Annotated in this window: 16 protein-coding genes and 2 tRNA genes; 6 read left to right on the top strand and 12 right to left on the bottom strand. The window is 30.0% G+C overall.

Annotated elements, in window-relative coordinates; genetic code table 11:
- Positions 1-51: 51 nt before the first annotated feature.
- Together ACA134_RS01135 and ACA134_RS01130 are read right to left on the bottom strand one after the other, a co-directional pair.
- Positions 52-546, bottom strand: coding sequence for a hypothetical protein (locus ACA134_RS01135; RefSeq protein ID WP_409200358.1), 495 nt, complete (start codon positions 544-546; stop codon positions 52-54).
- A gap of 12 nt (positions 547-558) precedes the next feature.
- Positions 559-951: a hypothetical protein gene (locus tag ACA134_RS01130; protein ID WP_409200357.1), complete on the bottom strand. Its 393-nt coding sequence runs from the start codon at positions 949-951 to the stop codon at positions 559-561.
- Positions 952-1,054: 103 nt separating this feature from the next.
- Between ACA134_RS01130 and map the strand changes: the two genes are divergently transcribed.
- Positions 1,055-1,975, top strand: a complete 921-nt coding sequence (gene map / locus ACA134_RS01125) for a type II methionyl aminopeptidase (protein ID WP_409200356.1) — start codon at positions 1,055-1,057, stop codon at positions 1,973-1,975.
- A gap of 34 nt (positions 1,976-2,009) precedes the next feature.
- On the opposite strand, the gene frhB is transcribed toward map, so the two are convergent.
- Genes frhB through frhA form a run of 4 tightly spaced genes read right to left on the bottom strand, consistent with a single transcriptional unit; the run spans position 2,010 to position 5,380 of the window.
- On the bottom strand, positions 2,010-2,861 hold the full coding sequence (frhB, locus tag ACA134_RS01120) for a coenzyme F420 hydrogenase subunit beta (protein WP_409200355.1): 852 nt from the start codon (positions 2,859-2,861) through the stop codon (positions 2,010-2,012).
- Positions 2,862-2,873: 12 nt separating this feature from the next.
- The gene (gene frhG, locus ACA134_RS01115; RefSeq protein WP_409200354.1) at positions 2,874-3,671 is read right to left on the bottom strand and encodes a coenzyme F420 hydrogenase subunit gamma; all 798 of its coding nucleotides are present in this window, start codon (positions 3,669-3,671) and stop codon (positions 2,874-2,876) included.
- Positions 3,671-4,144, bottom strand: coding sequence for a coenzyme F420-reducing hydrogenase, FrhD protein (gene frhD / locus ACA134_RS01110; protein WP_409200353.1), 474 nt, complete (start codon positions 4,142-4,144; stop codon positions 3,671-3,673). The genes frhG and frhD overlap by 1 nt, the downstream gene beginning before the upstream one ends.
- An 18-nt stretch (positions 4,145-4,162) precedes the next feature.
- Positions 4,163-5,380, bottom strand: coding sequence for a coenzyme F420 hydrogenase subunit alpha (gene frhA / locus ACA134_RS01105; RefSeq protein WP_409200352.1), 1,218 nt, complete (start codon positions 5,378-5,380; stop codon positions 4,163-4,165).
- 287 nt (positions 5,381-5,667) lie between these two features.
- Here frhA and ACA134_RS01100 point away from each other — a divergent pair, with 287 nt between their 5' ends.
- From ACA134_RS01100 to ACA134_RS01080, 5 genes are all read left to right on the top strand, one after another.
- On the top strand, positions 5,668-6,183 hold the full coding sequence (locus tag ACA134_RS01100) for an endoglucanase (RefSeq protein ID WP_409200351.1): 516 nt from the start codon (positions 5,668-5,670) through the stop codon (positions 6,181-6,183).
- Positions 6,184-6,275: 92 nt separating this feature from the next.
- Positions 6,276-6,349, top strand: a tRNA-Arg gene (locus tag ACA134_RS01095).
- Positions 6,350-6,424: 75 nt separating this feature from the next.
- A tRNA-Arg gene (locus ACA134_RS01090) sits at positions 6,425-6,498 on the top strand.
- Positions 6,499-6,598: 100 nt separating this feature from the next.
- Complete coding sequence (locus ACA134_RS01085) at positions 6,599-6,952, top strand: ArsR/SmtB family transcription factor (protein ID WP_409200350.1); 354 nt, start codon at positions 6,599-6,601, stop codon at positions 6,950-6,952.
- Positions 6,939-8,978 (top strand): heavy metal translocating P-type ATPase, encoded by a 2,040-nt coding sequence (locus ACA134_RS01080; protein ID WP_409200349.1) that lies wholly within the window; start codon positions 6,939-6,941, stop codon positions 8,976-8,978. The genes ACA134_RS01085 and ACA134_RS01080 overlap by 14 nt, the downstream gene beginning before the upstream one ends.
- On the opposite strand, the gene ACA134_RS01075 is transcribed toward ACA134_RS01080, so the two are convergent.
- The 6 genes from ACA134_RS01075 to ACA134_RS01050 all read right to left on the bottom strand — a co-directional run bounded on the left by ACA134_RS01075 (position 8,975) and on the right by ACA134_RS01050 (position 12,495).
- Positions 8,975-10,171 (bottom strand): TIGR00375 family protein, encoded by a 1,197-nt coding sequence (locus ACA134_RS01075; protein WP_409200348.1) that lies wholly within the window; start codon positions 10,169-10,171, stop codon positions 8,975-8,977. The two genes, ACA134_RS01080 and ACA134_RS01075, sit on opposite strands and share 4 nt — an antisense overlap.
- A gap of 69 nt (positions 10,172-10,240) precedes the next feature.
- A complete protein-coding gene (locus tag ACA134_RS01070) occupies positions 10,241-11,011 on the bottom strand; it encodes a proteasome assembly chaperone family protein (RefSeq protein ID WP_409200347.1) in 771 nt (256 codons plus the stop codon).
- An 11-nt stretch (positions 11,012-11,022) separates the two neighbouring features.
- On the bottom strand, positions 11,023-11,190 hold the full coding sequence (locus ACA134_RS01065) for an RNA-protein complex protein Nop10 (RefSeq protein ID WP_409200346.1): 168 nt from the start codon (positions 11,188-11,190) through the stop codon (positions 11,023-11,025).
- A gap of 15 nt (positions 11,191-11,205) precedes the next feature.
- Complete coding sequence (locus tag ACA134_RS01060) at positions 11,206-12,000, bottom strand: translation initiation factor IF-2 subunit alpha (RefSeq protein WP_409200345.1); 795 nt, start codon at positions 11,998-12,000, stop codon at positions 11,206-11,208.
- 28 nt (positions 12,001-12,028) lie between these two features.
- Positions 12,029-12,208, bottom strand: a complete 180-nt coding sequence (locus tag ACA134_RS01055; RefSeq protein WP_409200344.1) for a 30S ribosomal protein S27e — start codon at positions 12,206-12,208, stop codon at positions 12,029-12,031.
- 8 nt (positions 12,209-12,216) lie between these two features.
- The gene (locus tag ACA134_RS01050) at positions 12,217-12,495 is read right to left on the bottom strand and encodes a 50S ribosomal protein L44e (protein WP_409200343.1); all 279 of its coding nucleotides are present in this window, start codon (positions 12,493-12,495) and stop codon (positions 12,217-12,219) included.
- Between the last annotated feature and the right edge of the window lie 129 nt (positions 12,496-12,624).

Genomic DNA, 12,624 nt, shown 5'->3' with positions numbered 1-12,624 from the left:
AAAATAATAGCTATATTAAACTTTATTTGAAGCATTATATAAAGGTTTGTTTTATTCGTTAGATTCTTCTAATTTTTGAATTCTATTTTCAAAATTATCGAACTTCTTATCTGAATCTTCTTTAAAATTATTAAATTTTTTCTCTAAAGAATCAATAGATTTAGTAGTATTATCAAATCTATCTTCAAGATCAGCTAAGTCAGTTTTAGTAGCTAACTCCCAATCTTGAATGAGTTCATCACTTTTTTCATCTAAAAAAGCATCTATTTTTTTAGAAAAAGCATCAGTATTAAAGCTAGACATGTCAATATCATTTAATTTAACTTTAATTTTTTTACTCATTGAATCTTTATCTTCATCATCTACAAAATCTTCATCTTCATCAATATACTCAATGTCATTAGCTACATTATTTCCACCATAAGATGAAGGAATATAGCTATTAATTGCTTGCATAGTTGAAGGATTACTTTGTAAATAATAATAAATTAGAATTAAAACAGCCAATATTAAAATTATTATAGCTATTACTTCTATAATTCCCATAATATCACCAGATTATTGTAATTTCTTTTCTTTACGCTCAATTTCTTTAAGCATTTTTTCTAATTTTTTCTGTTCAGTTTGTGCTTCTAAACGAGCTAATCTTTCATTAATCTCATTATGTAAAAACCCAACATCGCTTCTTACTTGATTGGTAGAATCTCTAATAGATGCTAAATTTTCTTCTTGTTCTTTAGGTAAAGGTATTGGATTTTCCATCAATCTTTTGGATTCTAAATCTTTTTCAACCATAGCCATTTTTTTAAGTTCGATTTCTTTTTCAAGTAATTGAACTGAGCTTTGAGATTGTTTTACCTTTCTCCATTGGATTAATATAATTATAAGCACAATACATACTATTAAAATTATTATTAAATTATATAATTGAGATGGTATGTCTAAATTCATTATTTGCCTCCATTAGTATACTAAAAAATTTATAATTAGAAGTATATAAAAATTATGAATAAGAAATATTTCTTTATAAACTAGTTTGAAAAGGAAAAATAATATGATTGAATCTTATATAAAAGCAGGAAAAATTGTATCTAAAATAAGAAATGATGCTTCAAAAATGATTAAAAATGATTTAAAAATCATTGATTTAGTAGAATATGTAGAAAATGAAATAATCAATAATGGAGCAGGAATAGCGTTTCCTTGTAATGTATCAATTAATGAAATAACCGCACATTATACATCTGCCCTAAACGATGAGGCAAAAATGGTTACAGGAGATTTAGTTAAGTTAGATTTAGGTGCACATATAGATGGATATATAGCTGATTCTGCAGTAACGATTATGGTCCCTGGAGATAACATAGAAGAGTTATTTAGTGTAGAAGAATTAGAACTACGACAAAGAATTATTGATGCATCTGCTGCAGGATTAGATGCTGCGATTAGTACTGTAAGAGCAGGAATAGAAGTTAATAAAATAGGTAAAGCAGTAGAAGATGCAATACACGAATATAAATTAAATCCAATAGCAAATCTTGGAGGACATAGCTTAGAACAAGGAATATTGCATGCAGGATTATTTATTCCAAACATTGAAAATAATGATACTACAAAATTAGAAGAAGGACAAGCTTTAGCTATTGAACCTTTTGCAACTAATGGTATAGGATATGTAAATGATGCACCAGGAACATATATTTATTCATTTTTAAAAAATAAGCCATTTAGAATGGCTCAAACAAAAAAAGTATTACAATACATTCAAACAAATTATAAAAGCCTTCCTTTCTCAGGTAGATGGCTTACAAAAGAATTTAATGAACATAGATTGCAATTATCTTTAAAACAACTATCAGAAGCTATGGCAATATATCCATATCATACATTAAAAGAAAAAACTGGTGGATTAGTCTCACAAAAAGAACATACAGTAATTGTTGAAAAAGATGGTTGTATGATTACAACAAAATAATATAATTAAAAAAAATAAAAAAATAAAAGAAAAATTAATAGATGTTAGGAACTGGAAGTCCCATTGAAGTTCTATTATCAATTTCTTTTTTAGCATCAGCCTTTTTACCTTTAGCTAATTTTTCAAGTAAAGGTAAACCTGGTTTTACATCATCCATGTTTTTGGTTTCAATAACACCTGCATCGACTGCAGCTTTGAATATAGAATTACCATCGTCAGTTCTGAGTAAAACAGTAGACCAACCATCTGGAGATCCTACAGATCCTGTAGAAAGATCAGAATATTCAGCTACATAATCTGAACAGATATTACATCCAGCTTGCTCATATCCATGAGTCTTTTTAAGAGGAAGACCTTCTTCTCCTTTATCAGATATAGCCCAGAATTTTCCTTTTCCAATATCCATTTTTTTAGTTTCATCCATAGTGGAATTTAACTGAGCATCAATGAAAGTATCTAATGATGCATAAGGGAAATTTTCCATACAGAAAATACCAAGAACTAATTTAACTTTGTCTGCTATAAATCTGGATGAAAATGGGTAAACTTGCATTTTCCTAAGACCATTGATTTGGCAAGGAGTGCCTACAATACCTAATTTTTCAACACCACATTGACGGACAGCTTCTTTGACTGCAGCAATATTTGGAGACATTGTATATTTTGTCCCTGCAGCAGCAATAATTTCTTCTGCATCCATAGCAACAACAGGTTGAGGTCTCCATTTTTCATCAGTATTGCCAGCAACAACAGCGCCTTCGATAATACCTTCTTCTAAAGCATACATAAATAAAGCAGAGACAATACCTCCATCTTGTGAAACATCTTGAACTCTTTTATCAGTAGCTCTTGCAGAAATTGCTTCTTTATAAGTACCTAATACCATGATTTAACCTCCCTATAAATTTAATTCCTTTTTAATTTGTGTTTCAGGTAACCATGATCTTGGACAGCTCATATAACAAGATCCACATTTAATACATCTATCAAGATCTATATGTGGTCTTCCTTGGATCATTGTAATAGCTCTAGTTTGACAAGCCATACCACAAGTTCCACATCCAGTACATAAAGCTTTATTCATAATACCTGTAAGTAAGTCACAACCACAAGCACTATTACAACCAGCAATATCTAAAGCAGGTTGTAAGTAATCCATATCTCCATTGATTAATGCGACAACTGATTTAGCTATCATTTCAGGAGAAACAGGACATCCAGGAAGTGCTAAGTCAACTTTAACTAAGTTACTAATAGCTACAAAGGATTCTTGTTTAGGTTGAGCTTGTTGTCCACCACGAGCAAAAGTTGTGAAACAACCATTCATAGCACATGAACCGAAAGCACAAAGAAGTGTAGATTTTTTACGAGCTTCTAAGAGTTCATGTACACTGTGTTCATCTTGAAGACACACGGATCCTTCGATTAAACATAAGTCCATTTCAGGCATTTCCCATGCATCTACTAATGTTTGACCATATACTATGTCAACCATGTCAGTAAGTAATGGTGCTAATATATCATAATTTTCAGTAAGAGAAATACCGTCTCCAGTACACCCGCTTAAGTGAATATAACCAATACGTGGTTTTGCACTAGCTTTTGCAGCAGGTTTAGCTTTAGGAGTATCAGCTTTTACTGTCTCTTGAACTTCATCTTCAGAGGCACCTAAGATTTTTTTGATTTTTGAAAACATTATAAAACCCCAATTTCTTTTAAAATTATATTAACGGCTTCAGGAATAGCATCTTGAACAGGTTTTGTAAGACCCATATCAACATCTGGTGCAGAGATTTCCTCTGGCTTGCAACCTACTACAATAACTTCAGCATTTTCTGCAAGATCATGTAAAGGTTCTTCAACAGGCCAAGTATGAACATTCTCATATGTTCCTTTTGGAATATCATGTGGACTAAAAATTTTCACAGTTCCTGGTTCAGCATTAAATTCTACAACATCAACAACAATAATTTTTTTCCATTTCTCATCAGGAAGTGAAAAAATAAAGTGAGTTGCACCTGTTCCTGCATCAATAAACATAGTCTCATCAGGCATTTCCCTATCTTCGAAATACTCTTCTAATTTTTTTATAACAGTTGGACCGAAACCATCATCTTTGAATAAGATGTTTCCACAACCAACTACTAAAGTCTCTGCATCATATGGCATTAATATTCCTCTAAAAGCTTAAATTCTCACCATATCGTTTTTGAGAACACTTTTGTCCTCATCGTCGACAACCATCACATGAGTAGCACATGAAAGACATGGATCATATGCTCTGATAACATGAGGGCCTAATTCATGAGAAAATCCTTCAGTTGCAGGTCCCATTGTTGGAATATTCCAAGTTGTTGGAACAATAGCGGAGTAAAATTGGATTTTACCGTCTTTAATTTGAGCCATGTGGACATCAGTACCTCTAGGGCCTTCAATAACTCCAACACCTAATTTATCATTTCCTCTAGGATCATAGTCAGCACGAACTCCAGCAGAAGTGTTAATTTGATCTAAAAGGTCTACTAACCAATTATAATTAACTAACATTTCGTCTGCTCTTGCAACATGTTGAGCAACTACACCCTTATCTTTGAATCCAGCGAAATCATCCATTCTAGCTCTAGGACCAGTTTCGACATTTACGCCATTCCATAAAGGTATTACAGAACAAGCTCTTTTACCAACTTCAGGATCATCATACCATTCTTCAGGTAAAACTTCAGAGAATTTATCAAAATCAAACCATTCATTTTTACCATAGTTAGGATCACTAGCTAAAGTAGGAGCATCAACAACACCTAAATCAGTAGGTAAACCTTTTTCAAGCACTAAATTTTTAATTAATTCAACATGTGCCTCTAAGGTAGGTTTTAATTCTTTAATTCTTTCAACTAATTTTTCTTTAGCAAGAGGAGAGATATTTCTCGCCATACCGCCAACTACAATATCAGAAGGGTGAATACCTTCACCTGCAATCATATCTACAACGTATTGAACAGTTTTTCTAACAGTAGAAACACTTTCAACAGCAGTTGCAAACTTGTCTTCTGGTACAAAATCAGGAGCTATTAAGAAATGATGTATAGCAGCACTATTAATGTTGTGCGCAGCAAGTGTTGCTTCACGGAGTAATTTACCATTTTTAGGTATATCAATACTCAATGAACTATCAACAGCTTCTGCAGCAGCTAAAGTATGTGGAATAGGACATACTCCACAAATTCTTTGACATAAAACAGGTGCGGTTTCAGGACTTTTACCGACAACCATTTTCTCTAAGCCTCTGACAGGAGTGATACTAAAGTATCTTCCTTTTGTTACAATCCCTTGATCATCGACTTCCATAACAAGCTCAGCATGTCCTTCTTGTCGAGAGGTAGGGGATATTACTATCGGATTATTCACATTTGTCACCTCATTTATAAATTAGAAACTAACAATAATATACATTTAATATTACCTTATTTATAAACATTTTCAAAAAAACTAAAAGAAAAGTTTAAATAACAGAAAATTTAACTTTAAAATCCAAATAAACTATAGAAATGTTTAATTATACCTAAAAATTATTTAGTTAAAACTAAAAATTAATATGATTAAATATGAAATAAATTTTTTTACATAAGTTTAAGTATCACGGAATTAAAATATAATAACTATATTCAATCTAAAAAAAGTGGAGGTAAAAAATAATGGAAAAGTCTAATATAATTATTTCAGTTATCATAGTTTTATGTATAGCTGCAGGTGTAACAGCTTACGGTTTAACTAATCCAGATAACGAGATTTTTTCAAGTCTACCAGAATTAGACGGAGAAGGTGGTTCTGGAAGTGAAGGAGCAGGAAATTCTACAAATGTTTCTAATAGTAACGGAGGAAGTGTAGCAGCTTCAGGTAACGGTAAAGGAAGTGGAGTTGGAACTGGAACTGGTGATGGATCAAACAGAGGCAGTGGATCAGGAAGTGGAAGTTCATCAAACAAACCAGTAATTACAAATCCTACTACTCCAGATGATGACCCTAAAATACCACCAAGTGAAGCAGAAAGTATTGCAAAAAATGCTGTTAAAGAACCTGGTTGTACCATAGGAAGTGCTGCATATTCTAAAGAAATTAATATGTATTTTGTTCCAGTTTATGATTCATCTGGTGATTTAGTAGATACCATTGGTGTTGATGGAACAACTGGCAAAACTAGTAGAGGATAATAATTAAAATTATCCTATCTTTTTTATTTTTTAAATTTTTAAAAGTTAAGTTTATATACTAAAAAAAATAGACTTTTAATATAAATTTATTAGGGCCCGTAGCCTAGCTGGATAGGGCGTCGGACTTCTAATCCGAAGACCCCGGGTTCAAATCCCGGCGGGTCCGTTTTTACTCTTTTTCTAATAAATTAATTTATTTCAAAAATTAAGACCAAATAATACTTATAATTATTTTTTTTATGGGCTTGTAGCCTAGTCTGGAAGGGCGCAAGACTCCTAATCTTGAGGCCGAGGGTTCAAATCCCTCCAAGTCCGCTTATTTATTTTCTAATTATACTTTAACTTTAATTTAACTATTTTTATTTTTAATTATTTATGAAAAACTTTATATATGTTCATATGAATATATCATCATATGACTGAAAAGGATGTTTGTGAAATAAAAAATATCAGAAGTGATTTAGTAAATAAAATTTCTTCTGAAATAGAACCTCATGATGTGATGCATGAAGTAAGTGATTTATTTAAAATACTTAGTAATTGTACGCGTGTTAGAATATTACTTGCACTTTCTTATGATGAACTGTGTGTATGTGAACTATCATTATTATTAAATATAAGTCAATCAAGTATTTCTCATCAATTAAGACATTTAAGAGCTAGTAATCTTGTAAAATATAGAAAAGAAAACAAACAGATTTTTTATTCAATAGCTGATTTGCAAATAATAAGTATAATTAAAGAAGGTATAGTTAATGTCAAGCAATGAAGAAACTACATGTTCATCTAGTTGTTGTAGTCATAATCACTCACATGAAGAAGAACATCACCACTCTCATGACCATTCTCACGACCACGATCATGAACCAGAATGTGCATGTGAAGGAAATTTATTAGATAACTTAGATACTAATCACAAACAGTCAAAAAAACCATTATTAATATTAGGAATAGGTATTGGAGTATTTTTAATAGCTCATTTTATAAATATAGTTATTAACAACCAATATAGCTATCTTTTAAGAGAATTATTATTTATAGCAATTGTGCTTTTTGTTGGAAAAGATATCATAACTCATGGAATTAAATCTTTATTTAAAAAAGAAATAAAGATTGATTTTTTAATTACAATAGCTGCATTTGGTGCATTTTTACTTGGAGATGGAAGTGAAGGTGCAATTCTTATATTATTATATTATTTAGCTGAATATTTAGAAGAATATGCTTTAGATAAATCTAAAAAATCAATTATTAACTTAATTAAATTAAATCCTGATACTGGAACTATTAAAAAAGATGGAAAAAACATAGAAGTAAATGTAGATGATATAAAAGTTGGTGATATTGTTGTTGTTCATCCTGGAGATAAAATTCCAATTGATGGTGAAATAATTGAAGGTAATACATCAATAAATCAAGCATCCATTACAGGAGAAAGTGTACCTGTAACTAAAAAAGTAAGTGATGATGTTTTTGGATCAACTATTAATGAAGAAGGATATATTGAATTAAAAGCTACAAAAGCTGCTGGAGATACTGTAATTTCAAAAATTATTGAACTTGTAAAAGAATCAGAAGAGAAAAAAGCAAAAGTAGATTTATTTATTGATAAATTTGCATCAATTTATACTCCTCTTATAGTAGTTATAGCTTTTTTAGTAGCAGTACTACCTACTTTACTTTTTGGAGCATCTTTAAGTGAGTGGGCCTATAGAGCATTGGTTTTGCTAGTAATATCATGTCCATGTGCATTAGCTATTTCTACACCTGTTTCTATGGTTTCTGCAATTACAGCAGGTACTAAAAATGGAATAATAATAAAAGGTGGGGAATATATTGAAGAGTTATCTAAAATTAAGGCTTTTTTATTTGATAAAACAGGAACATTAACTGAAGGTAAGTTAAAAATTGAGTCTATAATTCCACTTAAAGATTTTAATAAAAATGATTTAATTCAAATTGTTTGTTCAATAGAAAATAAATCTAAACATCCAATAGCTAAAACATTTCATGAATATGGGAAAAACAAAAAAATATCTCTTTTAGAAGTAGATAATTTTGAATCAATTTCTGGTAAAGGAATTCTAGGATCAATAGAGAAAACTAGTTATTATATAGGTAAAGAATCATTATTTGATTTTAATTTATCAATAAAAAATGAATTAAATAATTTAGAAAATGAAGAATCTTTTAAAAATAAAACTAAATTAATAGTATCTAATGAAGAAGAAATTTTAGGATATATTACCTTATCTGATCAAGTTAGATCTGATAGTAAATCATTAATAAGTAAATTAAAATCAAATAAAATAGTAACTATGATGTTAACTGGAGATAATGAAGAAACTGCAAATGACATAGCTAGTGTGAATGGTTTAGATAAACATTATTCTAATTTATTACCAGAAGATAAATTAAATATAGTTCAAGAAGTTGTTGATGATTATAAAGATGTTGCAATGGTTGGTGATGGTGTAAATGATTCACCAGCTCTAGCAAGAGTAAATGTTGGAATAGCTATGGGTTTTGGAGGATCTGATGTAGCTATTGAAACAGCAGATATAGTTTTATTAGATGATAAACTTTCAAAAATAGGTTTTTTAATTGATTTATCTAAAAAAACAATGAATATTATTAAACAAAATGTAATATTAAGCTTAATAATAAAAGTAAGTTTAGCTGTTTTAGGAGTTTTAGGATTTATTGATTTATGGATGGCTGTACTTGTAGGAGATATGGGACTTACTTTATTTGTTGTTGCAAATGCAATGAGAATTTCAAAACTTGAAAGTTAATAGTTATCTAAAGTTAAATTTTCCTTTTCTTCTTTTTTTCTTTTTTTATCAATATTTTTATCAAAATCTATTGATCCATATTTTCCTCCACCACCTGGTGAAATAGTTAATGAATCATTTCTAAATGAGTTTATAGCTATACAAACATCTGAATCTACTTTATTAATTTCATCTAAAGGAGTATCAAGTAAAATATTAATTTCAGGACCAAATGAATCTATTAAATTTTGCCATTTACCTTGAACTGTTTTAGTTGTAACACCTTTATCATAAACCATACTTATTATCTCAGCAAGTGGCATTAAATGAACATATTTTCCTCTGAATGAAGGATGAACAGGTTCTTTTAAATCAGCTATTTCAGATATCCTATAATCTACACCTTTTTTAATCCTTCCACCACATGAACATTTCATTTTATTTTCCTTAGCTATTTCAGGATTAATTAATTTATAGCATTTAGTACATCCAGTCATATGATATTTACCTAAGTTAGGTATGAGGCCATAATTTGCTTTAATAGTCTTATCTTTTATTGCCTTTTTTAGTGATGAGTATGAAATATCTTGAAGCTCTATTTGATTAAACTCCCTACCCAATCTATGTGGCCATGGAGAATGTGCATCAGAATTTGAAAGAAATGGAAAATCTTTAAGTTCAGACACTCTATCAGCCATATCGGTATCAGCAGATAAACCAAGTTCTACAAAGTCTGGTTTCTTTTCATAACAATCATAAATACTATCAAATGACTTATACATTCCAGTCCAAGGAGTAAAAGCATGTGCTGGACCAATCATACAATCATACTCTCTAACTAATTCTAATAATTCAACACCAGTTAAAGGAGATCTTGGTCTTCCATCAGTATTTTTATTTTTAGATGGAAGTTTTTTAGAAATCTCACGAGCTATATCAATATCTGGAATTATAATTAAATGATGGATTTTATTTTTTCCTTCAACTTCAGTTGTTAAGACAAAATCAACATCATCTCTTGAATAGATTCCATCTCCAGAATAAGTAGTGCTTTCCTCAATAATATCTAACCAACCAGGATGTAGACCGTCACCAGTACCTACAAGATTTAATCCTTTAAGTTTTGACATCGGAGCTATGTTTTTAATAACCATGTCTTTAGAACTTGCCATTGAAAAACAACTATGAAGATGTAAATCTGCATTAACTAACATAAATTAAAATAAGTAATGTATTATATATAAAAATATTTAAAAAAAAATAAAAAATAAAAATAATGGAATCTATCCAATATATCTTAAATCATCGACATCTTGAGAAGTAGATTTACCCATCATTTCTTGTTCCATTTGTTGAGCCTTTTCTAACATTTTCCTTGTTTCTTCAGCTCTTTCATCTAATTTTCCAGTATCAACTTCAATATTTAAAAGATTAGATAATTTGATTAAAATAGCTTCAGCAGACTCTGCATCAATGAAATAACCTGGAGTTTCACCCATTAAACAAGCTCCTGAAATATTTAATCTTTGACCTAAACCTAAAAATAAACCAGAAGCACCAATAATACCTCCATCATTAGATCTAAGTTCAATATCGTGTTCCTTTAAATATTCAGCCATTTTAGAATCTGATGCTGCACCTAATACTTTATGATTTTCGACAGGTTGACCTGTAGCTATTCCACCTAAAGTATACATGGTTTTAATATCGAATTTTTTAAGATAATCTAAAATATCCTTACAAATCTCAAATTGACCTTCAGTAGACAATCCTTGAGTATTACCAACAAGAAGAATAAAATCTTGCTTATCTTCTCCAATATCTTTTAGATAATATAATTCATTAATCATATTTTCTATAACACCATCTTCTCCAACAAAAACTTGAGGAGGAAAGTATGGAGAATAAATTTCTGCAAATTTTGTTGCATCCAACTCATCAATCATGGAATCTGCAGCTAATTTGCCAACATGACCAATGCCTGGAAGTGCTTCAATAAAAATAGGATTTTCTAATTCAACTTCTTCGATAATATTTATTTCTGTTGCTTTCATAAGCTCACCTTTTAAATGTTTCTTGTTTGTTTTTTCAAAATTCTACGATATTTACCATATTTGTCTTGAACAGAAAATTTAGGAGGATAAATAACATTTAAATCCCCATTACATTTTGGGCATTTATCTTGAATTGTATATATCCCACAAGCAGAACACTTTTTCATTTTTAAATTCATTAAATCACAAAAAAACTATTCTAATTCTCTTAAGAAAGTTCCATTACCTTCAGATTCTTCAATAATTTGAATACATCTGTCAGCAGCTTCTTTTAAACTTTTTTCAGCTTGAATATAATCAGATGATTTAACAGTGATTCTATATCTTGGAGCACCAACAGATTGAACTTGGATCTCTTCTTCCTCATCACCATTATCTTCAGCAGCTTTAAGTGATTCGATAATAACATCTACCCCATTAGAATCAAAAGTTTCAATATCTACATATCCACTAATTTGAACTTCTGGAGGAGTGATGTTTTTATCTGCAATATCAACAATAGATTCAGCCCAATCTTTTGGAATTCCTTCATCAGTTAAAGAATTGATTCCCTCATCAGCAGCAGTTTCAAATGCACCATAAATATCTCCATAGATATTCATAAGTTCATAACCTACTTCATCATAAGCTGTGTTTAAGTCTTTACCTAATGATTTAGCTGCAAGTTCTAAGAATTTTTCTGCTTTTTGTTCAATTTTCCATTGTTGAATTTTTTTAGTTCTTTGATCTTCTCTTATTCTTTTAAGTGATGCATCAACATGCCCTTTTTTTGGATTAACTCTAAGAACACGGCAAACTATTTTTTGATTTTCTTTTACATAATCCCTAATGTTTTTAACCCAACCAGAAGAGACTTCTGAAATATGAATAAAAGCTTCTTTGCCTTTGTATTCTTCAAGTTTTGCAAAAGCGCCGTAATTTAAGACTTTATAAACAGTCCCAACTATTAATTCACCTTCATTTGGCCACTCTTGACTTTTTCTTACCATTATATCACCAATGAAAAAGATAAGTTTTTTAATTTAAAACTTTATCAATATGAGCCATAATTTTACCTTTAGCTCCTTTAGATTTCATAATAGTTTTACCACATATTATGCATTTTACATCTGAAGCAGCACGATCGAAAATTACTTGCTCATTATCACAATCTAAACATTTTACTTTTAAAAAATTTCCTCTACCTTTACTAGTCATAATAACACCTATTTAGCTACGAATTCAGGTTTTCCTACTCTGAATGAATCTTTAATGTGAGATTTACCACATACTTTACATTTATATCTTAAATCTAATTTCTTAACAGGTTTGTTTCCAGCAGGTAAAGGTCTTGGATAACCTCTGTAACCAGCAGTTACTCTTCTGAACTGTCTTTGTCCCCATTTTAACTCACTAGCTTTTCTTTTCTTAGCAGTGTGTAATTCATGAGTTGTATGAGTTTTACAATATGGACAATATGTTCTTTTTTCCTTTGGTATTTTCATTTTATACACCTAATTCATTTAATAAAAAATTATAATAAATCTATCTGAATAGATAACTATCTGTTAATTAAATCTTTAAAAAAAGTATTTTTTATAAAGTATTAGAGATTTAGACTTTTTTGTAACAGT

It is taken from the genome of Methanobrevibacter sp. DSM 116169, from assembly GCF_046197865.1.
GTDB lineage: Archaea > Methanobacteriota > Methanobacteria > Methanobacteriales > Methanobacteriaceae > JAHKLT01.
The sequence above is the reverse complement of the archived record's forward strand: the minus strand, read 5'-3'. Positions and strand labels throughout refer to the sequence as shown.